The organism is Vibrio sp. SALL6 (assembly GCF_002002385.1).
Taxonomy (GTDB): domain Bacteria; phylum Pseudomonadota; class Gammaproteobacteria; order Enterobacterales; family Vibrionaceae; genus Vibrio; species Vibrio parahaemolyticus.
This window is the reverse complement of record NZ_MQVK01000031.1, coordinates 170,482-193,737: the sequence shown is the minus strand read 5'-3', so window position 1 is coordinate 193,737 and position 23,256 is coordinate 170,482. Positions and strand designations below refer to the sequence as shown.

Here is a 23,256-nt window from a genome sequence, read left to right as displayed (position 1 = left end):
AATAAAATCTTTATAAAACAGTAATATAAGTTAAATGCAAACCTTTTCATTGACCGTTTTTGGGTGTGATCTAAGACTTGTTTTGAAACTAAATTTCGTAACTGTGTGGAAAGTTTGAGGGTCATCAATATATATTTAGAGCCGGAAAATATAATGCAGTTGTGGTTACATTTTCATTGGGTGCTAACCTTTAGGCTACGGGGGTGTGCCGTTAGTGCCCAAATAATACTTATAAATTTATCAGGAGCATAAACATGTTTAAGAACCTTTTTGCTAACCTGCAAAAAGTTGGTAAGGCGCTGATGCTTCCAGTATCAGTTTTACCAGTTGCAGGTATTTTACTAGGTGTTGGTGCTGCCCACCTAAGCTTTATTCCAGAGATCGTTTCGAACCTTATGGAACAAGCTGGTGGTTCAGTATTCGGCCAAATGGCACTTCTATTCGCTGTAGGTGTTGCACTAGGCTTCACAAACAACGATGGTGTAGCTGGTCTAGCTGCAATTGTTGGTTACGGCATCATGACTGCAACACTAGGTGTTATGGCTGGCGTAATGGGCGTTGAAAAAATCGATACAGGTGTACTAGGTGGTATCCTTGTCGGTGGTGTTGCTGCTTGGGCATTCAACCGTTTCTTCAAAATTCAACTTCCAGAATACCTTGGCTTCTTTGCTGGTAAGCGTGCAGTGCCAATCATCACTGGTTTTGCAGCGATCATCCTTGGTGTAATTCTTTCTGTAATTTGGCCACCAATCGGCGGTGCAATCTCTGCATTCTCTGACTGGGCTGCGCACCAAAACCCACAACTAGCATTCGGTATCTACGGTGTTGTTGAGCGTTCACTAATCCCATTCGGTCTACACCACGTTTGGAACGTACCTTTCTTCTTCGAAGCTGGTACTTGTGTTAACGCAGCAGGCGAAACTCAACACGGCGTTCTAACTTGTTACCTAGTTGCTGATGAAGCATCTCGTGCTGCTGGTAATGGCTTCGGTCAGCTAGCGGGTGGTTACATGTTCAAGATGTTCGGTCTACCAGCTGCAGCAATCGCAATTGCTCACTGTGCTAAACCTGAAAACCGCGCGAAAGTAATGGGTATCATGGCGTCAGCTGCTCTGACTTCATTCCTAACAGGTATTACTGAGCCAATCGAATTCTCATTCCTATTCGTTGCTCCTGTTCTATACGGTATCCACGCTCTACTAGCTGGTTCTGCATACATCGTTGCTAACACTCTAGGCTTTGTACACGGTACATCTTTCTCTCATGGTCTGATCGACTTCCTAGTTCTATCTGGTAACGCTCAGAAGATGGGTCTGATGATCGCTGTTGGTCTAGTTTACGCAGTAATCTACTACGTAGTGTTCCGTGCAGTAATCACAGCTCTTGACCTAAAAACTCCTGGTCGTGAAGATGAAACTGAAGAAGCTGCGGCGACTTCTAGTTCAGACATGGCAGGTGAGCTTGTTGCAGCATTCGGCGGCAAAGCAAACATCACTGGTCTAGACGCATGTATCACTCGTCTACGTGTTGCTGTTGCAGATACTGCTGCGGTTGACCAAGACAAACTAAAACAACTTGGCGCTGCTGGTGTTGTAGTTGTTGCAGGTGGTGTTCAGGCTATCTTCGGTACTAAGTCTGACAACCTAAAAACTGAAATGGATGAGTGGATCCGTAACCACGGTTAATCCCCAACATTCATTGTTTTGAAAGGAGGCTAAGGCCTCCTTTTTTGTTTTTTGGATATTGCTGAATAACTTATTATCTATTGCCTACCTGCCTGACTTTCTTGCCTATATTTTTTGCCTATTGGTTTCATAAGTACGGCCTAGGCTCACCTTATTGAACCTTGTGATCTCAAACTCATCTTTACTTTTGTCGGCTTTTTCGTACAAATCGTTTACTCGCTGATGACATAACAAATATTGAACATGTTTGAATTATGCACGATGTTTTTTAAGAATTGATAACGTGTATGAAGAATAAAATTATCTTAGCAGTGGGTCTTATTTCTAGCTCGGCAATGGCGGCTAACGAGCCTGCTAATCTGTCTGTCGGTATGGCAGTAGACCAGCAATTGAGCGTGGTTGTGGAAGTTGACAACAAGTATCGAGGTATCATTGGCAACGATGGCATGGCGTTCGACTATATCGCGAAGCGTGGTGCGTTTGACCAGAATATGCCAATCACTTGGTATGTCGGGGTTGGTGGCTGGTATGAGTGGGATGACGAATTTGGTATTCGTGTTCCACTTGGCGTGAACTGGGACCTATCGAAAGGGTGGGACGTTTATGCGCAGATCCATCCTGAGCTCGATCTCTATAAAGGCCCTGACTTACAGTTGGGTGGGGCAGTTGGTGTGAAATACAGCTTCTAGCTCTCAAATAAAAAATGCCGGCATAGATGCCGGCATTTTGTGTCTGATTAAGACGGAATTTCAATCTTACTGTTTGTTCATCGCACGTTTAATGCAGATAGCTGCACCACCCCAAGTGATGCCCAAACCAAGAACCATCATAATGATTGCGCTAACGGTCATTTTACTGCCTCCTTGCGGTTTGCTGCGTTGATAAGTAAGCCAAAGATAAAGAGTGCGGCAATGATTGCCCAACCTAGAGTTAGATCGTAGCCACCATAGCCTTCTGTAAATAGAGCATAAAGCTTAGTTGCCAAGATGATTGCTAACATGATTGGTGTTACAAAGCGTAAACAAATCTCAAACCATTGGCCGATAGAGAAATCAGAACGCTCATTCACGTAGCCGCGTACTTCTGGTACACGATTTAGCAACCAAGCCATCAATACGATTTCAATCAAGCCACCAACCATAATACCAACGTTGTTTGCAAAGTGATCGACTAAGTCTAGTAGCAATAGGCCACCGTTGGTCGCAAATGCCATCGACACAACAAAGCCAGTGCCGATTACCACATTTGCTGCTTTCTTACGGCTCCACTTTAACTTATCGATAATGGCTGACGTCACGGCTTCCATAATCGAAATATGTGAACTTAGACCGGCCACAACAAGCGCAAAGAAGAACAGCGGGCCAAGAATGTAAGGCGCTGGCAATAGGTTAATTGCCGCAGGTAACGTCACAAAGGCAAGGCCTACGCCGGCAGATACAACTTCTGTTAGTGGTTTACCTTGCTCTTGAGCCATGTAACCCAATACAGAGAAGATCATGATACCTGCAAGGATAGAGAAACCACAGTTGATCAGTACGGTCATAAAGGCGTTGTTTGTGATGTCAGACTTCTCAGGTAAGTAGCTTGAGTAGGCCAACATGATTGCAAAGCCGATACTTAGGGTAAAGAAGATTTGACCATACGCGGCAGCCCATACTTTTACGTCCCAAATCTTGCTGAAATCGGGTTCGAACATATAGTTCACACCATCGAGTGCACCGGGTAGGAATACCATGCGACCGATCAGAAATAGAACCATCAAGAATAGGATTGGCATCATGATTTTTGATGCGCGTTCGATGCCGGACTTAACGCCACTTGCAATGGCAATGTAAGTAACAGCCCAAGCAATGGTCATCGCTATAGCAATTTTCCATTGAATACCGCCTAAGTTTGTTGGTGAGTTATCACCTAACTTTAGGTATTCGCTAAAGAAAAACGCGTTAGTGTCGGTTCCCCAACTTTGAGTAAACGACATACCAAAGTAAGAGATAGACCAACCAATTACCGCAACATAGTAAACGGCAATAACAGCAGCAACGCCAACTTGGAACCAGCCAAGCCATTCAAACTTCGAATGGATTTTTGCTAGTGTTTTCGGCGCTGAACCACGGTATTTTTGTCCCATACTGAACTCAAGGATCATGAATGGGATACCGGCAGTGATCATGGCAAAAAGGTAAGGAATAAAAAATGCGCCGCCACCGTTTTCGTAAGCCATGTATGGGAAACGCCAAATGTTACCCAATCCGATGGCTGACCCGACTGCTGCTAAGATGAATCCTGCACGGGATCCCCATTGTTCTCGCTTCATATCTGACTCCTATACGACTCCCTAAGGAATGAAGCTCTCTCAGTTGATCTGCAATCCCTGCTAAATTGTTAAAAGAAAGGACAACTGTTATCCGTCAGTTTTATGATCCTAAATTCTAACTTGTCATTAATTTGCAGAGTTATGTTTTGCCTAACGTAAGAGAAGTTAGAGATTAACTCTTATTATGTTGATGTGTGTTTGATAAAACTGAAATATTTATCTGTTTTCGTTATTCAGACTAACTTCTAATAATACAGAGCGCAATAGATTCTAAATGTTAACAGTAGTGTTTTGTGTGGTTTTAATGTTGTTAAATAGTGAGAAAATAGGTGATCTGAAAGGTTGGTTAGGCGGTTTAGTGAAATAAATGACTGCTATATTGCTATTTGAATGGTCTTATGGACTATTTTTATCATTTAGGGCGTACGACTATCTTTTGCACACCCTATAGATAATGTTCCGGTTAATTTGCCTCAGTTAAAAGCGAAAACTAAAGCCTACGTTTGACTGAAATTGGTTCATCCAATCAGTATCGAATTTGATGATGCAGCTTGAACCATCAGATGGCAACGTACATGCACCAGATGTGTCATTATCTACGACCGTACCTAACCAGCGTACTTGTGCCGTTAGAGCAAAGTTTTTTGAAAATGCGTACTCTAACCCAGCAAAAGCACTGGCAGAAAAACCGTATTTTTTATCAGCCCAGTCGACGTCGGTGTAAGACCCGCCAACCCCCAACCCTACATAGCTTTGCCAACCTTCAGCGAGGGGATAGTAAATACTGCTTTGGAATTGTAAATAATGGATATCGGCGGAGTTCGACAACTCTTTGAGCTCTGTCGGTTGTGCAGAATAGAAAAGGCCGATTTTTCCCATTTCAAAAGGTGTTTCTATTGATAAGGCGTAACTGAGGGCAGGGTCTATGTCATAGGTGTTTTTGTTTTCATCTTCGACTTGCCCGCCGCCAGTAAAGCCAATAAATGGGGTTACGATAACATTTGCTTGCGCGCTCAATGCGCAGCTCATTAACATGCCCCCAACTAGCCAACTGAGTTTATTCTTCATGTCCTATCTCCTTATTATGACTAAGCTAATTGTGATGGCTTAGTCAAAATCGCGCGACTAAATTAACCAAATCTTGAACATGTTTCACACTGGTGTTATTAATTTGTTACAGGTCAAGGAGGCGTTTATGGAACACGATCTAAAATCCGCACTAATCATTGTCGTCAGTGTTTTCGCAGTGCTTTTGTCGTTCGGAATTATTGCGATTACGACGGCCTAACAATAAGCATCAGAAAACTGGCGTGAGCCGATGATACGTAACAGCGGTATAATCACCGAAAGCCATACAGAGCTCGATATAGAAGTTTATGAGCACTTTAGACATGGCAAAACTGCTCTAGTCACACAAGGAGGAGGGCAGCGAGGGATTTTTACCGCTGGAGTGTTGGACGCACTACTCCTTTCTAATTTCGATCCTTTCGATGAGTTTTACGGCACTTCTGCCGGTGCTCTAAACCTTTGCTCGTATTTATGTCGTCAACATGGCATGGGTAAAGCGTTCATTACCGAACTGACTACTTCTCCTGAGTTTTTTAATCTTTTCCGCTACATTCGTAAGCAACAATACTTGAGTCTTGAGTGGGCGCTAGAAAGAATCCAAGATTTTCCTTACAAACTGGATCTCGATTTAGGGCGTAAGACCTTGGCTGGAAGAGGGGCGTTTGCAGCCGTTACGAACGTGGAAAATTTATCCGATCAGTATTTGCCGATTCTTGGTGACGATTGGTTCCACACCATGCTAGCCACTTGTGCGATTCCTAAGTTGTACCACGGCCCTGTCGATGTAAATGGGCAAAAGTTTGTGGATGGTGGTGTTTCCGCCTCGATTCCGGTTCAAGAAGCGTGGCGACAAAATGCGCGCAACATTATTGTGATTCGCACAGAACCCTTCTCTGAGATAGAGGCGAGGGCGCAAAGTGAAATCGGAGACGTGCCAGTAGAATGGTATCGCGAATCCATAAACTCGGTGCAGCAATCTTGGCAACAAAAAGTCAGCCAATGGAAGTCTGACTGGACGTCTTTCTTCCAACAAAAAATTAATACTGCGCACCAGTCTAAGTTAACTGGGAAAATGCTTCTCAACGGTGGTCGTTGGTTATTTGGTGCTGATAATTTGTATCGATTAAGCCATTTGATTGGTGAGAATTTTGATTCTGGCTTGGCCGATATGCTGATGATTCACTATCAGACCTTTGAGCTAACGCAGGCGTTTTTATCAAACCCACCGGACGACACGTTTATTTTGCAAATTGCGCCCAAAGAGGGCTTGAAATCTTCTTCACTCCTGAGTGAACCAGAAGCGTTAGAACATGATTATCAATTGGGCTTGCAAGCCGGGTTTAATCTGGTTCAGTTATACGATCAACTGAATATGGACCTTGAAGGTAGAGAAAGCGCTTAAGCTAGCGTAAGTCACCTAAGCGATAAACAAAAAAGGGCTCCACTGGAGCCCTTAGCATTTCTATTACGTTAGACTGGCAGAATACGCATGCAGTTGGTTGAACCAACGACGTCCATCACGTCACCTTGAGTGATGATCACTAAGTCACCTTCATGTAGGTAACCTTGATCTTTGAGGCTGGAAATTGCGGCTTGAGCGGTTGGTAAGCCCGCATCGCATTTCGCATCAAAGTACACTGGCGTCACGCCACGATATAACGCTGCGCGGTTGAGCGTCGATTCGTTACGCGATAAAGCAAAAATCGGCAAACCCGAGCTTAGGCGTGACATCATCAAAGCAGTTCTTCCTGACTCTGTTAATGCAATCATCGCTTTGATGCCTTCCATGTGGTTCGCTGAGTACATGGTTGCCATTGCAATGGTCTCTTCTGCTGTTTCAAAGGTGCGGTCGAGACGGTAGGTCGATAGACTTGCTTCAGACATCTTTTCTGCGCCAATACAGACATCCGCCATTGATTTCACGGTCTCTACCGGATATTGACCGGCAGCGGTCTCTCCAGACAGCATCACGGCATCGGTGCCATCCAAAACGGCGTTTGCTACGTCCATGACTTCTGCACGCGTTGGCATTGGGCTATTGATCATCGATTCCATCATTTGAGTTGCAGTAATGACAACGCGGTTCAAACTGCGAGCTCGACGAATGAGTTTTTTCTGAACACCGATCAGCTCAGGATCGCCAATCTCAACGCCTAAATCGCCGCGAGCGACCATCACGACGTCAGAAGCTAGGATGATATCGTCAATCGACTCGCTCGTGGCGACGGTTTCTGCACGTTCTACTTTTGCGACGAGTTTTGCTTCTAAGCCGGCATCCCGGGCCAAGCGTCTGGCATAGTGCATGTCCTCGCCATTGCGTGGGAAAGAAATGGCCAAATAGTCGACCTTAATTTCTGCGGCTGTGATGATGTCAGCTTTGTCTTTTTCCGTGAGCGCATCGGCTGATAAGCCACCGCCTTTTTTGTTGATGCCCTTGTTGTTGGATAATGGACCACCAACGGTCACACGGGTATGGACTTTATTTCCTTCTACGCTGGTGACTTGCAATTGAACTCTGCCATCATCAAGCAGTAGAATGTCGTTCGGTGAAACATCTTGAGGCAGTTCTTTGTAATCCAAACCAACGGATTCTTGGTTCCCTTCGCCTTTTGGTAAGTCGCTATCTAGTGTGAATTTATCGCCGACTTTGAGTGTGATTTTACCGTCTTTAAAGGTCGAAACACGAATTTTAGGTCCCTGTAAATCGCCAAGAATGGCAACCTGACGTCCTAATCTTGCGGCAATCGCGCGTACTTTTTTAGCGCGTTGAATGTGGTCTTCACTTGTACCGTGAGAAAAGTTCATACGAACGACGTTCGCACCAGCTTTAATGATCTCCTCCAGTACATTGTCTTTATCAGTTGAAGGGCCAAGAGTGGTGACAATTTTCGTTCTTCTTAATTTGGAAGTCATAAATTCTCCGAAGAATGCAGGTGTAGGACAAGGTAACTCAAATTTTATTCTTACTTAATCTAACCACTGTCGAGGTCAGTATTTTCTAAGCTCGATGCCAGTTAGGTATAAGTATATGCACAGATTGTTTGCATGAAGAGTGACACTCGCTAAAACAGACGGATAATACATAGAGGACTAACGAGTTAGCGAAAACCTCTTTGTAGGGATGCTCTGTGGTCGCTTATGTTGCTCTCCTAATTTGAAGAATAAAATAAGTTATTTTTCAAACAATTTAACAGGAGTAGATTTCCCGTTATTTGATTGAATACACAAACAAACATGTTTATACGTGATGCTTGTCACGGGGATTTATTAATTCACTTCACAATTACTTCGCAAAGTAAAAAAATTGTCTCGTTATAGAATTTCGGAGTGCAAGATGTACATGGCTCAACCGGGCCATATTGATCATATCAAACAGGTCAATGCTGGTCGTGTATATAAACTTATTGACCTAAAAGGTCCAATTTCTCGAATTGATTTGTCGAAGCAAAGTGAGCTTGCGCCTGCGAGTATCACCAAAATCACTCGAGAATTAATCGAAGCACACTTGATTCATGAAACTACCGTACAAGAGGCGACAAGTCGTGGTCGTCCTGCCGTAGGCCTACAAGTTAACAACGAAGGTTGGCAGTTTCTGTCGATGCGTTTAGGTCGTGGCTATCTGACTATTGCTCTGCATGAGTTGGGTGGCGATGTCTTGATCGATACCAAAATCGAAATTCATGAACGTGACCAAGACGATGTTCTTGAGCGTCTGCTCTACGAAATTGACGATTTTTTTCAGACGTATGCCGATCAGCTCGATCGTGTTACTAGCATCGCGATTACGCTTCCAGGCCTTGTAAACTCTGAGCAGGGCGTGGTGCTACAAATGCCTCACTATAACGTCGAAAACCTTGCTTTGGGGCCAGAGATTTACAAAGCGACGGGTTTGCCGGTCTTTATTGCCAACGATACGCGTGCTTGGGCTTTAGCTGAAAAGCTCTTTGGCCATTCCCAAGAAAACGACAACTCTGTTCTTATTTCGATTCACCATGGTTTAGGCGCCGGTATCATTCTTGATGGGCGAGTTCTTCAAGGCCGCCACGGTAATATTGGTGAACTAGGGCATATTCAAATTGATCCCAACGGGAAGCGATGTCACTGTGGCAACATTGGTTGCTTAGAAACGGTTGCCAGCTCGCAAGCGATTCGTGAAGAAGTGGTAAGACGCATCTCTGAAGGTGAAGCTTCTATTCTCGCGGCTCAAGAAGAGATGAGTATCGAAAGTATCTGTGAAGCCGCGGCAAATGGCGATCCTCTCGCGGTTGATGTGATTGAAAAATTGGGACGCTATTTAGGTTCTGCAATTGCTATCGTGATCAACTTGTTTAACCCAGAAAAGATTTTGATTGGTGGGGTAATTAACCAAGCGAAAGAGGTGCTTTATCCAGCCGTTCGCCGTTGTATTGAAGAACAAAGTTTGCCTGTTTATCACCAAGATCTTGAGCTGGTGGAATCTCGCTTTTATAAACAAGCGACGATGCCGGGCGCTGCGCTGATAAAACAAGCTCTGTATGATGGGCAGTTGTTAATGAAGGTGGTGGAAGGTTAATCACTTCTTTCTATCTTTAATTTGATTTAGGGTGTGGCTCAAGAGCGCACCCTTTTTTGATCTTAAAAAGCCATCAAATGACGAATCTGAGCAGCAGTGCATTGCTATGTGCACGTCATTGATGTAATTTGCACTTATATCTAATTTGGCTCATGATGTTAAACGTATCAAGCTAACGTATTGAGTTTACTTAGATATCTATACACTCATTAAAAAACGTCGCCTTGTATTCTCAGCAAGGTTTCCAATAAAGAGTGAAAAATAATCGTTCAGAATTTAGGTAGTAGTATGTCCGGAGTTTTAAATACGGTTGATCAGCGTACGAACTTAGTGGGTGAAAACCGACTGGAACTTTTGCTGTTCACGTTAAACAGTCGTCAGTTATTTGCGATTAATGTGTTCAAAGTGAAAGAGGTGATAAAGCTTCCGCCGTTGACTAAGCTGCCTGGCTCACACTACAACATCCGTGGTGTTGCTTCTCTTCGAGGTGAGGCCGTACCTGTGATTGATTTACGTTGTTCGATTGGTTTTCCTCCTCTTCGTGGAGAAGCGGAAGAAGAAAACTTGATCGTGACGGAATATAACCGTTCGGTGCAGGGTTTCCTTGTTGGTCCGGTACGTAACATCATCAATACCGCATGGACTGAAATTCAGCCGCCGCCATCGACTTCTGGACGCTCTAACTACCTCACAGCTATTACCCAAGTGAAAGATGGTGATACTTCTCAAATCGTTGAGATTATTGACGTTGAGAAAGTGTTGGCGGAAATCGTTCATTATGATGTCACTATCTCAGAAGATATCTTAGATCACGACTTATCGCAGTCGATGGTTGGACGTAACGTTCTTATCGTAGACGACTCTTCGACAGCAAGAAACCAAGTACGTGACACCCTTTCTCAATTGGGTATGAACATCATCGAGTGCCGAGATGGTTTAGAGGCATTAACGGTGCTCAAACGTTGGTGTGATGAAGGTCGTGATGTTGAAAAAGAGCTGTTAATGATGATCACGGACGCTGAAATGCCAGAGATGGATGGTTACAAATTGACTCACGAAGTCCGTAGCGATCCTCGTATGTCGAAGTTGTTCATCACATTGAACACGTCACTCAGCGGTAGCTTTAACGAGGCGATGGTGCAAAAGGTAGGCTGTGATCGTTTTATCTCAAAATTCCAGCCAGATTTGTTAGTTGAAGTAGCACAAGATCGTTTGCGTCAGGTGCTTTCTACAAACGCCTAACTCATCAATGAATGTAAACAAAGGGAGGGTAACCTCCCTTTGTTGTATCTACTCATTCTTAATGGAAGTCACGAGACTTACTCTGCAAGTTGGATAAGTAATGAGTACAGTCAATCAATTTACCCGCAATGACGTGGATGACTTCTCCCTCTCGTTCCAAAATACCTTTTACCATCAATATTTTTGAGGTGAGGTAAGCTTGCTTTTGCGCTCTTGCCGTCGCACTCCATACCACAACGTTAATGTTGCCAGTGTCATCTTCTAAGGTGAAAAATGTAACGCCTGCTGCAGTGCCTGGGGACTGCCTTCCGGTGACGACACCTGCCACAGTCACAAGCGATTTATGCTCTTTATCAACCAATTGCTTCATACGCGTAAAGCGAGGAAGTATTCCCGCTTCTTCTAGCAGAGTAATTGGGTGTCGATTCAGCGAAAGACCTGTACTGGCATAGTCTTCAATAAGGCTTTCATATTCAGATGGCTGTGCTTGATAGCCAACGCTTGGCTCTTCGATATGATGAAACAAAGGCAAATCAGACAGTGAATCCATTGCTGCCCAACGTGCGTTATAACGGTTACCCGATAAGATCTGAAAGGCATTTGCAGAAGCTAATAATTCGATATCACGACGACTTCTCAAGATTTGTTTGACCTCTTGTATTGAGTGATAGCCCGTTTTTGGTCGTCGTTCGACTAAGCTAGTCGCGCCTTCCTCATTAAAGCCCTTAACCAATCGAAAGCCCAGTTGCACACCAAGTCGGCCATTGGGGCGTTGAATCAAATGATGTTGGTAATAGGAATGATTGACACAGATAGGCAGAACTTCGACGCCGTGACGACGAGCGTCTTGCACCAATTGAGAAGGGCTGTAAAACCCCATTGGTTGGCTGTTTAACAGTGCCGTATAAAACTCTGCGGGATAGTAGTATTTTAGCCATGCCGAGCAATACGCCAAAACGGCGAAAGACGCTGAATGACTTTCTGGAAATCCGTATTCACCAAAGCCACAAATTTGTTCAAAAATGCGCTCCGCAAATGCTAAGTCGTAACCTCGCTCTTGCATGCCATTGAGCAGCTTAGGCTTAAACTTGGCTAAATCACCATTCTTTTTCCATGACGCCATGGCTCGACGAAGTTGATCAGCCTCGCCACCACTAAACCCCGCAGCGACCATGGCAAGTTTGATGACTTGTTCTTGGAATATAGGCACGCCCATGGTTCTTTCTAAAACGCTTTTCACTGCTTCTGATGGATAGCTGACAGGCTCTTCACCGTTGCGCCTTTTCAAAAACGGGTGAACCATGTCGCCTTGAATCGGCCCTGGGCGTACGATCGCGATTTGAATAACTAAGTCGTAATAACAAGCTGGTTTTAAGCGAGGCAGCATGCTCATTTGCGCGCGAGATTCGATTTGAAAAACGCCAACGGTGTCTGCTTTTTGGAGCATGCGATATACATGAGGATCATCTTGTCGGCGAGTGATCTCAGCAATTGAAAGTGATCGCTGATGGTGTTTCTCAATTAATTGAAAGCATTTACGGATAGCATTGAGCATCCCGAGCGCCAATACATCGACTTTCAGAAGCTCTAAGCTTTCGAGATCGTCCTTATCCCATTGAATGATAGTTCGATCTTCCATTGCTGCATTTTCAACGGGCACCAATTCATATAATGGACCCGATGAAATCACGAAGCCGCCGACATGCTGAGAAAGATGACGAGGAAAACCAATAATCTCGTTCACCAGTTGGATAAACTGCTGACCTTTGAGCGATTCCGGTTGCAAACCAAGCTCAATAATTTGTGCTTGCCAACCTTGGCTACGATCTCGGCGGTTAACATTTTTGATGAAAAAATCCAATTGGGTCTCTTCAATACCTAACGCTTTTCCGACCTCACGTACCGCACTTTTGAAGCGATAACTGATCACTGTTGCGGCAAGAGCGGCACGCTCACGCCCGTATTTTTTATAAATGTATTGAATGACTTCTTCACGGCGCTCGTGTTCGAAGTCAACGTCGATATCTGGTGGCTCTTTGCGTTCCTTACTGATAAATCGTTCGAACAAGACGGAGATTTGTCTTGGATCGACGGCGGTGATTTCTAAGCAGTAACACACGACGGAATTCGCCGCTGATCCTCGGCCTTGATAAAGAATGCCTTGCTGTTTAGCAAACATGACGATGTCATGAATGGTTAAAAAGTAATAATGGTACTTGAGGTCTTCTATCAACCTCAGTTCGTTTTCGATGGTTTGGTTGATGTCCTCCGGCACGCCTTCAGGAAAGCGACGCTCTTTACCTTGTTCCACCAACATTCGTAAGTAAGAATTTGGTGTATAGCCATTAGGAATCAGTTCTGTAGGGTATTCGTATTTCAGATCAGACAATTTGAATTCGCACAAATCCGCGATGTACTTACTTTCCTCTAGCCACTCTGGTTTGTAGATACGAACCAACTTATTCAGTGGTCGTAATGCGCGTTCAGCATTAGAAAGACGTTCAAAGCCCAGCTTATCAACACTGCAACCATGTTTAATGGCGGTGAGTATATGTTGTAAAGGCAGGCGCTCAGCCGTGTGCATGAGTACGCCGCCACAAGCTGTAATAGGCAGTTGCAATTCGTGAGCTAGCTTCTCGCAGTGATTTGTGTAGGCATCATCGTCGCCACCAAGATGACGTTGAATCGCAACCCATAGTCGATTGTTATGGTGTTGATTGAGCCAGCGCCCCCAGTAATGGTCACTCGCTTGATGGGCAGGAAGCCACAATACTAAGCAGTGACGAATCGACATCAGATCCCACTCAGAAAGCTGATAGCTGCCTTTTTCGCTGCGTCGTCTCGTGTTAGTGATGATACGGCACATCTCAGCATAAGCTTTACGGCAGGGGCAAAGTAGGACTATTTGGCACTCTTCGTTGAGCCAGAACATGCTGCCGACGATCTGTTTGATATCAAGTTTATGCTGCTCAATCGTTGCATGGGCTTTGACCACGCCAGCGACCGAGCACTCGTCAGTAATCGCGATGGCATGGTAGCGATAAAAAGCCGCTTGCAACACAAGCTCTTCTGCATGAGAAGCGCCAGTGAGGAAAGAGAAATTAGACTGACAAAATAATTCTGCGTAACTCATAACGACTCAACAAAAATAGCCATGAAGAAACCAATGTTTATGTTGATCGCGAAATACCCATAACCAGCGACCTTGCTTGGTATGAGCAATGTAGTAATCGCGCATAATTTCGTCGCCATCCCACCATCCGGATACGATTCGTTCTGGTCCATGCACCAGCGATACTTGCTCTTGTAGAGCAATGGGGGCAGGCAGTTGCATTGCTGGGCGCAGCAAATCTGGGATGCTATGAGTGGGTACGTCTGGCTCATCGGCTAGTCGGTATTGGCTGGCTTTCTCCGGTCTTGGGTCGCAGGCAATATCTGGTTTGAGCACTGCACTTTTCCCAAGTTTAGCTTGGAGTAAAGAGAGCAGTTCTAACGCATTCATCTGTCCTTTTGGCCCAGAAAAAAGATCTCGCGCAGCACTTAAAGGCTCACCCTGACGAACAACTTTGAGTGTCAAACCGACCACCGCTCCATTAAGCGTGAGCGACTCTAAGCTCAAACTCGCCAGTTGTTGCCAGCGATGGCATAGATAATCGCCTTGAGCTGAGGTGAGCTGAAGATGCTGCTCGTGTTTATCGCGTTGATGGAGCGTTAAGCGAAGTTCAAAGGCGACTTTGTCTCGCAATTTTAGAAAGGTTTCGAGTTGGCGAAGGAGCTTTGCTAACGGTTTTTCAATCCATTGAACGTTTTCGATCTCAAACAGTAACTCCAAATACACTTGGAACGACTCGGTTGGATGGTAAAAGTCGACAGGGTGTTTGAACTGACCAGTAAGACGTCCGACGTAGTTGACTAAATCAATATCAAAACGGCGAGCGATGTCTTGCAATGGCAATTCCAGTAACCCTTGCAGCGTTGTTGTGCCCACTCGTTGGAGTTTTTCAACATTGGAGGGCGATAAATCGGTTAGGGTTAATGGCAACGAAAATAAAGCTTTTTGGATAAAAGCTTTATCTTCGCTAAGCACATTCGCACCAGATAACGCCATCAATTTAGCGGAAAAAGGTGAGAAGCCACAACCAAACTGAAAGCTCAATTTTAGTTCATCTAAATGAGTTCGGATTTTATTCCAATAGTTTTGTAATCCTTCATAGAGATTAAGCATTGGCGTCGCACGCAGCAAAATACCTTGGTTTGGCATCAATACGACATCAGAAGTGACCAAATACATCCATTGAGCCACCTCTTGCAACTTATTCCACTCCGTTTGTGGGTGGTAAGGATGTACTTGCAAGTCATGGCACAAAGACGCAGCACTGCCTAAGCCCATATTTGGCTTAATACCTTGCTGCTCGGCCGTCTCGTTGTATTGAATAATCCGGCAGCGTTGACTTTCGACAATGACGACCGGGTGCTCTTGGTTGTTGCCAAACAGCGCATCCAACTGTAGGCGAGGGAAGTGCAAGTAGATCCACAAAACCATGTGATTATCCTTGATTCGCCAATGGGAAGTTCACCACAGTCGATGGGATATGAGTCATCACTGGCATCACCAACTGCGGGTAATCATGTTGAAAGTCGATATTGATACTGCCTTTGTTCCAGCCCCCTTTGCGTTTCAATACTTCCACATTTACGCCTTGTTCATGACCTTGCAGCTTTAAGCTCAATGACACAGGTAGGGACAAGCGATTTGCCATGCTCGGTTTGAGCATAAAAAGCGGACAAGCGCCTTGTTCACTGGCAACCTGTAAGCGTTTTACTTGGTGGATTTCTAGTTCGTCTTGCCATAGCAATACGTTGGCACAAACACCACTTTTCAGACACTGTTCTGCGGCCCACAAAGCATCTCGATGATGTGTAGGATTTACGACCCAAACTTGGTTTATATCTAAGCCAATATTGTGTAGAAACAGCGAATTCATTAACGCTGGAGGCTGAATGAATGCGGTTACCCCTCTCGAAAGAGACGCTTTTAGATATGGAGCGAGTAAACGCAGTTCACCAATACTGCCTACGGATTCCATCTCTACCACACCGTGAGAAGGAAAGCCGCCACCAAGCAATTCGTCTAGCTCAGCAAAACCGGAGCTGCTTAGGAATTGATGGTCGTCCGCTTTTGTTAAATTGGCCTGCCAAACAAGATGCTGGCTTTTTAAGTGTTGTATGATGTCTTGCATAAATAAAATACCTGTATATATATACAGTATATTTCTATGGTGAAAACACGCAAGATTTTTGTCAGTGAGAAAATGAAAAAAGGCAGCGTTTGCTGCCTTTTTAATCGATTATGTAAGGTTGTGATAATGTATTACTTACGCTTAGGTTGGGCGTCAATACACTGGCCGTGTATGTCTGTCATCGCAGGATCCATCAAATGCAGATACAGCGGCATAATGTCTAGCGGTGTTTTCAGCGTGTTCGCGTCTTCACCTGGGTACGCTTTCTCACGCATGCGAGTTCGAGTCGCACCAGGGTTAATTGCGTTAACGCGCATTGGCGTGTCACTCAACTCGTCCGCCAATACTTGCATCATACCTTCTACTGCAAACTTAGATATCGCATATGGGCCCCAAAAAGCACGGCCAGAATGGCCAACGGTAGAAGAGGTAAAGATAATGCGACCTGCTTCAGATTTACGCATGACAGGCAGTAGCGCTTGAGTCATCAGCACCTCGGCTTTTACGTTAATCTGCATGATGTCATCGAAGTCCTCTTCGTTGATCTGCTCGAATGGACATAACGCGCTAAGAACACCAGCGTTGTGTAATAAACCATCTAGTTGATCAAATTGACCTTCAATGGTTTCGGCCATATCAATGTAGTTTTGCTTGGTCGCGCCTTTTAAATCGAGAGGGATGATCGCGGCTTGTGGGTAACCTGCGGCTTCAATTTCGTCGTAGATGGATTCAAGATTCTTAACGTTTCGGCCCAATAGAATCACAGTCGCACCGTGCTTGGCGTAAGAAAGCGCCGCTTGGCGGCCAATGCCATTACCGGCACCAGTAACAAGAATGACTTTACCTTTTAGGGCATCTTTTGAAACGGAGTAGTTCACGGTATTTAATCCTTATTATTGTAAGAGGGTCCATGTAGTGGGTTAGCGCTAAAATACGCCTGTTTCTCAATGGAAAATCTTGGTAATCGTGACAAGTTGGTTACAATACACCAATTCATGTGTTATACCAATTCCAGAACTTTCGTTAGGTATGCTATCAATCAGAACAAGTGGTTACAAACCACGTTGCCTTCTCTCTGATTTATCGGTGTAGCATAGCGACATATTCGCTGGAATGAGATAAAGGAGCTCTCATTGGAATTTTTATTAGATTACGGCTTATTCTTGGCCAAGATTGTGACAGTTGTTGCTGCGATCATTGTCATTCTCATCCTTGTTAAATCGGTTGGTAGCAAATCGGGCGCTGCAAAAGGCGAACTCGAAGTGACGAATCTTTCTGAACAGCACAAGCAATCTATCGAGCAGCTTGAACACTATTTGCATGACGATGCTTTTATCAAAGCTCGTGACAAAGCGGTGAAGAAAGAAGAAAAAGAGAAGAACAAATCTCGCGAGAAAGAAATCAAACAAGCGAGCAAAGAGGGGGCGCTAGACAGCAAACGCGAACCACACCTGTTTGTTCTTGATTTCAACGGTAGCATCGATGCAAAAGAAGTCGCGTCTCTACGTGAAGAAATCACTGCCATTTTGGCTGTTGCTCGTGAAGGCGATGAAGTATTGCTTCGTCTAGAGTCTGGTGGTGGTATGGTTCATGGTTACGGCTTAGCCTCCTCTCAACTTGATCGCATCAAAGCGGCCGGACTTCCTCTGACCATCTCGGTTGATAAAGTAGCAGCAAGTGGCGGTTACATGATGGCTTGTGTAGCAGACAAAATTGTTTCTGCACCATTTGCGATTGTGGGTTCGATTGGTGTCATCGCACAAATTCCAAACTTCAATAAGCTGCTGAAAAAGCACGACATCGAGTACGAGCAGTTAACGGCTGGTGAATACAAACGCACGCTAACCATGTTTGGTGAAAACACCGACAAAGCACGTGATAAATTCAAGCAAGAGCTAGAAGAAACGCACGTATTGTTCAAAGACTTCATCCGTGAGCGTCGTCCAAGTTTAGAATTGGAAAAAGTGGCGACGGGTGAGCACTGGTTTGGTACTCAAGCTAAAGAGTTGGGACTAGTGGATGAAATCAGCACCTCTGACGATCTTGTTGTTGCTGCGTGCAAAGAAAAAACAGTGTTAGCCGTTCATTACGTGCAGAAGAAAAAATTGGCAGACAAGCTTGCTGGTGTAGCAAGTAAAGTCGCTGACAGTGTTGTGCTTAAACTTGCAGAGCGTGGTCAAAAACCAATTGTCTAATCAATGAGATAATTCGGTCATTCAACATGGCGAGAGTGAAAGCTCTCGCCATTTTTATTGGAACTAATTTGTCTACAAACAACTCAATATCCAGAACTTATTTTTATGTGTCCTGATGAACCCAAGTGAGCATTGGGTGTAATGCTTTACACGACATTTTTCCTCGCTCCAGAAGGCGATTACCCGTATAATACGCGCCTCGAAAACCGAGCAAATTGCTAAAAAGAAACTATAGGTGGAGAAGAACATGTCCTCTCAAACTCCGGTTGTAACCGTAGATGGACCTAGTGGTGCAGGTAAAGGCACTTTATGTATGTTGCTGGCGAAAAAGTTGGGTTTCCAACTCTTAGACTCTGGCGCAATTTATCGTGTACTTGCACTCGCTGCGATTCACCACGGTGTTGATACTGAGTCTGAAGATGCTCTTGTCCCGCTAGCGACACACCTAGACGTCCAATTTATCGCCGAAGGTGACCTAGTGAAGGTTATCTTAGAAGGTGAAGATGTCTCAGGTGAGCTTCGTAAAGAAGAAACGGGTATGGCTGCGTCTAAAGTGGCTGCATTACCACGCGTTCGCGAAGCATTATTGCGCCGTCAGCGTGCGTTTGAAGCCGCTCCTGGCCTTGTTGCTGATGGTCGTGATATGGGTACGGTTGTATTCCCAAGTGCTCAAGCAAAAATTTTCCTTGATGCAAGCGCGGAAGAGCGTGCAAATCGACGCCTTAAACAGTTGCAAGATAAAGGGTTAGATGTTAGATTTGCTGACCTTTTAAGCGAGATCCAAGAGCGTGACGACCGAGATCGTAACCGCCCAGTGGCGCCACTGCGCCCTGCAGAGGATGCGCTTGTGCTAGATTCTACGTCGATGACTATCGACGAAGTAGTAGAAAAGGCACTACAATATATCGAATCGAAGCTAGCTGAGTAATGATACTCGACTAAGCTAAGAGCGTTGGTCGCAAGGATGATGACCGGCGAATTTAATAACCCCATGAGGTAGGATACCCGTGGACGTTTAATTTATTGAAGATTAAATAAATGACTGAATCTTTTGCTCAACTCTTTGAAGAGTTTCTAAACGAAACAGAATTCCAACAAGGCAGCATCGTTAAAGGTACTGTAGTAGCTATCGAGAACGGTTTCGTTCTTGTTGACGCTGGTCTTAAGTCTGAATCTGCTATCCCTGCTGAACAGTTCAAGAACGCTGCTGGCGAACTTGAAGTTGAAGTTGGCGCTGAAGTAGACGTAGCTCTAGACGCTGTTGAAGATGGTTTCGGTGAAACTCAACTTTCTCGTGAGAAAGCTAAGCGTCACGAAGCTTGGATCGTTCTTGAGAAAGCTTACGAAGAAGCTGAAACTGTTGTTGGTATCATCAACGGTAAAGTTAAAGGCGGTTTCACTGTTGAACTAAACGGTATCCGTGCTTTCCTTCCTGGCTCTCTAGTAGACGTACGTCCAATCCGCGACACTGCTCACCTAGAAAACAAAGAGCTAGAGTTCAAAGTTATCAAACTTGACCAAAAACGTAACAACGTAGTTGTTTCACGTCGTGCTGTTATCGAATCTGAAAACAGCGTTGAGCGTGACGAGCTTCTAGAAACTCTACAAGAAGGTTCTGAAGTTAAAGGTATCGTTAAGAACCTTACTGACTACGGTGCGTTCGTTGACCTAGGTGGCGTTGACGGTCTTCTACATATCACAGATATGGCTTGGAAGCGCGTTAAGCACCCATCTGAAATCGTTAACGTTGGTGACGAGATCCAAGTTAAAGTTCTTAAGTTCGATCGTGAGCGTACTCGCGTATCACTAGGTCTTAAGCAACTAGGCGAAGATCCATGGGTAGCAATCGCTAAGCGTTACCCAGAAGGTCACAAACTAACTGGTCGCGTAACTAACCTAACTGACTACGGCTGCTTCGTTGAAATCGAAGAAGGCGTTGAAGGTCTAGTACACGTTTCTGAAATGGATTGGACTAACAAGAACATCCACCCTTCTAAAGTTGTTAATGTTGGCGACGAAGTTGAGGTTATGGTTCTTGAAATCGACGAAGAACGTCGTCGTATCTCTCTAGGTCTGAAACAGTGTAAAGCTAACCCATGGCAGTCATTCGCTGAAGCACAAGCTAAAGGCGACAAAGTTACTGGTAAGATCAAGTCAATCACTGACTTCGGTATCTTCATCGGTCTAGAAGGCGGCATCGATGGTCTAGTTCACCTATCTGACATTTCTTGGAATGTTGCTGGCGAAGAAGCTGTACGTGAGTACAAGAAAGGCGACGAGATCTCTGCAGTTGTTCTAGCAGTAGACGCTGAGCGTGAGCGTATCTCTCTAGGCATCAAGCAAATGGAAAACGACCCATTCAATGCTTACGTTGCTGACAACAAGAAAGGTACTCTAGTTAACGCTACTGTAACTGCAGTTGACGCTAAAGGTGCTACTGTTGAAATCGCAGAAGGCGTTGAAGGTTACATCCGTGCTTCTGAAGTATCTCGCGATCGCGTAGAAGATGCTTCTCTAATCCTAAGCGCTGGTGATGTTGTTGAAGCTAAGTTCACAGGTGTAGACCGTAAGAACCGCGTAATCAACCTATCTATCAAAGCTAAAGACGAAGCTGAAGAGCAAGAAGCAATGGCATCTATCAACAAGCAAGACGAAGCTGCTTTTGGTAATGCAATGGCTGACGCTTTCAAAGCTGCTAAAGGCGAATAATATACTCGCTTAAGCTAAAAAGGAGCCGCAAGGCTCCTTTTTTATGTTCAAAGTAGTAATACTAATGCTGGTAAACTATCTTAATAAAAGGCATTTCATCATTACGCAATTTGCGTAAATTTTGTCTAGAATTGTTAGCAAGTGTTTGTTGGAATTAGTATTACTTACTATAATGAGTGATAAAGATACTCAAAGAGGGCAACTATGACTAAGTCTGAACTGATTGAAAGACTCTGCGCTGAGCAAACACATTTATCAGCGAAAGAGGTAGAGGATGCTGTAAAAGATATTTTAGAGCACATGGCCTCTACACTAGAGAGCGGTGATCGTATCGAGATCCGTGGCTTTGGTAGTTTTTCTCTTCATTACCGTGAGCCTCGCGTCGGTCGTAACCCTAAAACGGGCGACAAAGTGGAATTGGAAGGTAAATACGTTCCACATTTCAAACCTGGTAAAGAGCTTCGTGAGCGTGTGAATCTAGGCTAACGCACTCTTATTGGATTAAAAAAGCGGCATACTTTTGTGTATGCCGCTTTTTTGTAATATCGCTTACGAAAATTCAATTAGGTCATTTCATACGCAAGTTGTGATACCCAAATAACTTTAACTTCTAGGGTGTGTCTACAAACCCAGCATCTTGAGGTTACTTGGGTATAGATTATTGCTAATATACGTAGTCTGAAGAAGCATTTTCCTGCATAATCTTACCTACTTACTCCTCGAAGGGTGATGTAAAATGAAAATTATAAAAATCGTTGCTGTTTTAGTTCTCTTTTTAGTTGCACTGGCTTTAGGCTCACAAAACCAAGAACTTGTGACCTTTAATTACCTTTTAGCGAAAGGAGAATTCCATTTATCAACGCTATTGGGCGTGGTATTTGTGGTTGGTTTTGCTGTAGCTTGGGTTATCTTCGCTAGCATTCAACTAAAAACTCAGCTTCAAGTTCGACGTCTTAAAAAGAAACTGAAAAAGTACGAGCCGGCTGAAGCAGAAAAAACTGCAAAGCCAGCCATTGAAAAACAGGCATAAGGATAAGGCTTAACTTTAATGCTTGAACTACTCTTCTTGTTGTTGCCGATAGCGGCTGCGTATGGCTGGTACATGGGGCATCGCAGCGCTCAGCAAGACAAGCAGAAGCAATCTCATCAAATTTCCCGTCAGTATATGGCGGGTCTGAACTTACTGCTCTCTGATCAATCAGATAAAGCCGTAGACCACTTTATTGAATTGCTCCAAGTTGACAACGAAACGATTGATACTCACTTAGCGCTGGGTAATCTTTTCCGTTCTCGTGGTGAAGTCGACCGTGCTATTCGTATCCACCAAAATCTCATTTCTCGTTCTGGCTTGACTCTAGATCAGAAAAACCTAGCCCTGCAGCAGTTAGCGAAAGACTATATGGTGTCGGGGTTTTTAGACCGAGCTGAAAAAATCTTCGAACAATTAGTTGAAGAGCCCGATTACAAAGAGGCGGCGCTCCAACAGTTAGTCACTATTTACCAGCAAACGCGTGAATGGGAAAAAGCGATTCATTACGCCAATCAGCTAGCTAAAATGGGTAATCAGCGTAGTCGTATGCGTACAAATATTGCGCATTTTTGGTGTGAAATTGCCATGCTAGACCAAGCTGATGGCAATACGAATAAAGCTATCCAGCATTTCAAAAAAGCACTTTCCGAAGATCCAAAATGTGTTCGAGCAAGTATTTCGCTCGGCCGGATTTACTTGGAGTCAGAAGACTACAAACAAACCATTAAGTATCTAACGGGTGTATTGGATCAAGACAAAGACTTTGTGAGCGATGTTTTGCCGACAATTGCTGAGTGCTATCACCATCTCGGGCAAGAAGATGAACTGGTCGAGTTTTTACGCGCCTGTATTGATAAAAAGGCAGGGGTGTCCGCGGAGTTGATGCTGGCTCAGTTAGTCGCTCACCATGAAAGCGTCGGCGCTGCCCAAGAATTGCTGACGAAACAGCTACTGAAAAATCCAACCATGAAGGGCTTTTATCGCCTGATTGACTACCACATTGCAGAGGCTGAAGACGGTCGCGCAAAAGACAGTTTATCTACATTACAAGCGATGGTTGGAGAACAATTAAAAGTAAAACCGCACTACCGATGCAGGAAGTGTGGCTTCTCTACTCATTCCCTTTATTGGCATTGCCCTTCCTGTAAAGGGTGGGGGACGATCAAGCCAATCCGCGGATTGGATGGTGAATAGTTTTAATGCAGCTGGCAGAGTTTCTGT

Annotated in this window: 20 protein-coding genes; 12 read left to right on the top strand and 8 right to left on the bottom strand. The window is 44.5% G+C overall.

Features of this window, described 5'->3' with window-relative positions; genetic code table 11:
- The first annotated feature begins 254 nt into the window (after nucleotides 1-254).
- Both ptsG and BIW15_RS25165 read left to right on the top strand, forming a co-directional pair.
- Nucleotides 255-1,685 (top strand): PTS glucose transporter subunit IIBC, encoded by a 1,431-nt coding sequence (gene ptsG / locus BIW15_RS19990; protein WP_005453963.1) that lies wholly within the window; start codon nucleotides 255-257, stop codon nucleotides 1,683-1,685.
- Nucleotides 1,686-1,972: 287 nt separating this feature from the next.
- Complete coding sequence (locus tag BIW15_RS25165; RefSeq protein ID WP_005453959.1) at nucleotides 1,973-2,374, top strand: hypothetical protein; 402 nt, start codon at nucleotides 1,973-1,975, stop codon at nucleotides 2,372-2,374.
- 66 nt (nucleotides 2,375-2,440) lie between these two features.
- Here the strand turns inward: BIW15_RS25165 and BIW15_RS24780 are convergent, their stop codons facing one another.
- From BIW15_RS24780 to BIW15_RS19970, 3 genes are all read right to left on the bottom strand, one after another.
- Entirely contained in the window at nucleotides 2,441-2,536 is a 96-nt protein-coding gene (locus BIW15_RS24780; RefSeq protein WP_005494570.1) for a MetS family NSS transporter small subunit, read from the bottom strand.
- Nucleotides 2,533-3,999, bottom strand: coding sequence for a sodium-dependent transporter (locus BIW15_RS19975; RefSeq protein ID WP_005453956.1), 1,467 nt, complete (start codon nucleotides 3,997-3,999; stop codon nucleotides 2,533-2,535). The genes BIW15_RS24780 and BIW15_RS19975 overlap by 4 nt, the downstream gene beginning before the upstream one ends.
- A 477-nt stretch (nucleotides 4,000-4,476) precedes the next feature.
- The gene (locus BIW15_RS19970; protein ID WP_005494573.1) at nucleotides 4,477-5,067 is read right to left on the bottom strand and encodes an outer membrane beta-barrel protein; all 591 of its coding nucleotides are present in this window, start codon (nucleotides 5,065-5,067) and stop codon (nucleotides 4,477-4,479) included.
- A gap of 127 nt (nucleotides 5,068-5,194) precedes the next feature.
- On the opposite strand from BIW15_RS19970, the gene BIW15_RS19965 reads away from it, so the two are divergent.
- Nucleotides 5,195-5,287, top strand: coding sequence for a YnhF family membrane protein (locus tag BIW15_RS19965; protein WP_005494575.1), 93 nt, complete (start codon nucleotides 5,195-5,197; stop codon nucleotides 5,285-5,287).
- Nucleotides 5,288-5,317: 30 nt separating this feature from the next.
- Complete coding sequence (locus BIW15_RS19960) at nucleotides 5,318-6,469, top strand: patatin family protein (RefSeq protein ID WP_005453952.1); 1,152 nt, start codon at nucleotides 5,318-5,320, stop codon at nucleotides 6,467-6,469.
- Nucleotides 6,470-6,537: 68 nt separating this feature from the next.
- Here BIW15_RS19960 and pyk read toward each other — a convergent pair whose 3' ends face one another.
- Nucleotides 6,538-7,980: a pyruvate kinase gene (gene pyk / locus BIW15_RS19955; protein ID WP_005453949.1), complete on the bottom strand. Its 1,443-nt coding sequence runs from the start codon at nucleotides 7,978-7,980 to the stop codon at nucleotides 6,538-6,540.
- A gap of 421 nt (nucleotides 7,981-8,401) precedes the next feature.
- Between pyk and BIW15_RS19950 the strand changes: the two genes are divergently transcribed.
- Complete coding sequence (locus BIW15_RS19950) at nucleotides 8,402-9,619, top strand: ROK family protein (RefSeq protein WP_005494578.1); 1,218 nt, start codon at nucleotides 8,402-8,404, stop codon at nucleotides 9,617-9,619.
- A gap of 288 nt (nucleotides 9,620-9,907) precedes the next feature.
- Complete coding sequence (locus BIW15_RS19945) at nucleotides 9,908-10,861, top strand: chemotaxis protein CheV (RefSeq protein ID WP_005494587.1); 954 nt, start codon at nucleotides 9,908-9,910, stop codon at nucleotides 10,859-10,861.
- A gap of 58 nt (nucleotides 10,862-10,919) precedes the next feature.
- On the opposite strand, the gene BIW15_RS19940 is transcribed toward BIW15_RS19945, so the two are convergent.
- The 4 genes from BIW15_RS19940 to BIW15_RS19925 form a co-directional block, all read right to left on the bottom strand.
- On the bottom strand, nucleotides 10,920-13,994 hold the full coding sequence (locus BIW15_RS19940; RefSeq protein WP_077281515.1) for an error-prone DNA polymerase: 3,075 nt from the start codon (nucleotides 13,992-13,994) through the stop codon (nucleotides 10,920-10,922).
- A gap of 6 nt (nucleotides 13,995-14,000) precedes the next feature.
- On the bottom strand, nucleotides 14,001-15,404 hold the full coding sequence (locus BIW15_RS19935) for a DNA polymerase Y family protein (RefSeq protein ID WP_077281514.1): 1,404 nt from the start codon (nucleotides 15,402-15,404) through the stop codon (nucleotides 14,001-14,003).
- A 4-nt stretch (nucleotides 15,405-15,408) separates the two neighbouring features.
- Nucleotides 15,409-16,101 carry a translesion DNA synthesis-associated protein ImuA gene (gene imuA, locus BIW15_RS19930; protein WP_021448897.1) on the bottom strand — a complete coding sequence of 231 codons (693 nt, stop codon included), beginning with the start codon at nucleotides 16,099-16,101 and terminating at the stop codon, nucleotides 15,409-15,411.
- Nucleotides 16,102-16,232: 131 nt separating this feature from the next.
- Nucleotides 16,233-16,979 (bottom strand): YciK family oxidoreductase, encoded by a 747-nt coding sequence (locus BIW15_RS19925; RefSeq protein WP_077281513.1) that lies wholly within the window; start codon nucleotides 16,977-16,979, stop codon nucleotides 16,233-16,235.
- A gap of 255 nt (nucleotides 16,980-17,234) precedes the next feature.
- On the opposite strand from BIW15_RS19925, the gene sohB reads away from it, so the two are divergent.
- The 6 genes from sohB to lapB all read left to right on the top strand — a co-directional run bounded on the left by sohB (nucleotide 17,235) and on the right by lapB (nucleotide 23,229).
- The gene (gene sohB / locus BIW15_RS19920; protein WP_005494599.1) at nucleotides 17,235-18,296 is read left to right on the top strand and encodes a protease SohB; all 1,062 of its coding nucleotides are present in this window, start codon (nucleotides 17,235-17,237) and stop codon (nucleotides 18,294-18,296) included.
- A 247-nt stretch (nucleotides 18,297-18,543) separates the two neighbouring features.
- Entirely contained in the window at nucleotides 18,544-19,224 is a 681-nt protein-coding gene (gene cmk / locus BIW15_RS19915; RefSeq protein WP_011106010.1) for a (d)CMP kinase, read from the top strand.
- Between the two features lie 110 nt (nucleotides 19,225-19,334).
- Nucleotides 19,335-21,005, top strand: a complete 1,671-nt coding sequence (gene rpsA / locus BIW15_RS19910) for a 30S ribosomal protein S1 (protein WP_005494602.1) — start codon at nucleotides 19,335-19,337, stop codon at nucleotides 21,003-21,005.
- Between the two features lie 204 nt (nucleotides 21,006-21,209).
- On the top strand, nucleotides 21,210-21,491 hold the full coding sequence (gene ihfB / locus BIW15_RS19905) for an integration host factor subunit beta (RefSeq protein WP_005491075.1): 282 nt from the start codon (nucleotides 21,210-21,212) through the stop codon (nucleotides 21,489-21,491).
- A 250-nt stretch (nucleotides 21,492-21,741) separates the two neighbouring features.
- Nucleotides 21,742-22,035 carry a lipopolysaccharide assembly protein LapA domain-containing protein gene (locus BIW15_RS19900; protein WP_005457987.1) on the top strand — a complete coding sequence of 98 codons (294 nt, stop codon included), beginning with the start codon at nucleotides 21,742-21,744 and terminating at the stop codon, nucleotides 22,033-22,035.
- 18 nt (nucleotides 22,036-22,053) lie between these two features.
- Nucleotides 22,054-23,229 carry a lipopolysaccharide assembly protein LapB gene (gene lapB, locus BIW15_RS19895; RefSeq protein WP_077281512.1) on the top strand — a complete coding sequence of 392 codons (1,176 nt, stop codon included), beginning with the start codon at nucleotides 22,054-22,056 and terminating at the stop codon, nucleotides 23,227-23,229.
- Nucleotides 23,230-23,256 lie beyond the last annotated feature (27 nt).

Excerpts from the sequence above, each read along its gene's own strand:
- BIW15_RS19940 (WP_077281515.1), bottom strand. The coding sequence starts at position 13,994 with ATGAGTTACGCAGAATTATTTTGTCAGTCTAATTTCTCTTTCCTCACT.
- BIW15_RS19935 (WP_077281514.1), bottom strand. The coding sequence starts at position 15,404 with ATGGTTTTGTGGATCTACTTGCACTTCCCTCGCCTACAGTTGGATGCG.
- lapB (WP_077281512.1), top strand. The coding sequence starts at position 22,054 with ATGCTTGAACTACTCTTCTTGTTGTTGCCGATAGCGGCTGCGTATGGC.
- imuA (WP_021448897.1), bottom strand. The coding sequence starts at position 16,101 with ATGCAAGACATCATACAACACTTAAAAAGCCAGCATCTTGTTTGGCAG.
- BIW15_RS19900 (WP_005457987.1), top strand. The coding sequence starts at position 21,742 with ATGAAAATTATAAAAATCGTTGCTGTTTTAGTTCTCTTTTTAGTTGCA.
- BIW15_RS19965 (WP_005494575.1), top strand. The coding sequence starts at position 5,195 with ATGGAACACGATCTAAAATCCGCACTAATCATTGTCGTCAGTGTTTTC.
- cmk (WP_011106010.1), top strand. The coding sequence starts at position 18,544 with ATGTCCTCTCAAACTCCGGTTGTAACCGTAGATGGACCTAGTGGTGCA.
- BIW15_RS19945 (WP_005494587.1), top strand. The coding sequence starts at position 9,908 with ATGTCCGGAGTTTTAAATACGGTTGATCAGCGTACGAACTTAGTGGGT.
- ihfB (WP_005491075.1), top strand. The coding sequence starts at position 21,210 with ATGACTAAGTCTGAACTGATTGAAAGACTCTGCGCTGAGCAAACACAT.
- BIW15_RS19950 (WP_005494578.1), top strand. The coding sequence starts at position 8,402 with ATGTACATGGCTCAACCGGGCCATATTGATCATATCAAACAGGTCAAT.
- pyk (WP_005453949.1), bottom strand. The coding sequence starts at position 7,980 with ATGACTTCCAAATTAAGAAGAACGAAAATTGTCACCACTCTTGGCCCT.
- BIW15_RS19975 (WP_005453956.1), bottom strand. The coding sequence starts at position 3,999 with ATGAAGCGAGAACAATGGGGATCCCGTGCAGGATTCATCTTAGCAGCA.
- BIW15_RS19960 (WP_005453952.1), top strand. The coding sequence starts at position 5,318 with ATGATACGTAACAGCGGTATAATCACCGAAAGCCATACAGAGCTCGAT.
- BIW15_RS25165 (WP_005453959.1), top strand. The coding sequence starts at position 1,973 with ATGAAGAATAAAATTATCTTAGCAGTGGGTCTTATTTCTAGCTCGGCA.
- ptsG (WP_005453963.1), top strand. The coding sequence starts at position 255 with ATGTTTAAGAACCTTTTTGCTAACCTGCAAAAAGTTGGTAAGGCGCTG.
- rpsA (WP_005494602.1), top strand. The coding sequence starts at position 19,335 with ATGACTGAATCTTTTGCTCAACTCTTTGAAGAGTTTCTAAACGAAACA.
- BIW15_RS19970 (WP_005494573.1), bottom strand. The coding sequence starts at position 5,067 with ATGAAGAATAAACTCAGTTGGCTAGTTGGGGGCATGTTAATGAGCTGC.
- BIW15_RS24780 (WP_005494570.1), bottom strand. The coding sequence starts at position 2,536 with ATGACCGTTAGCGCAATCATTATGATGGTTCTTGGTTTGGGCATCACT.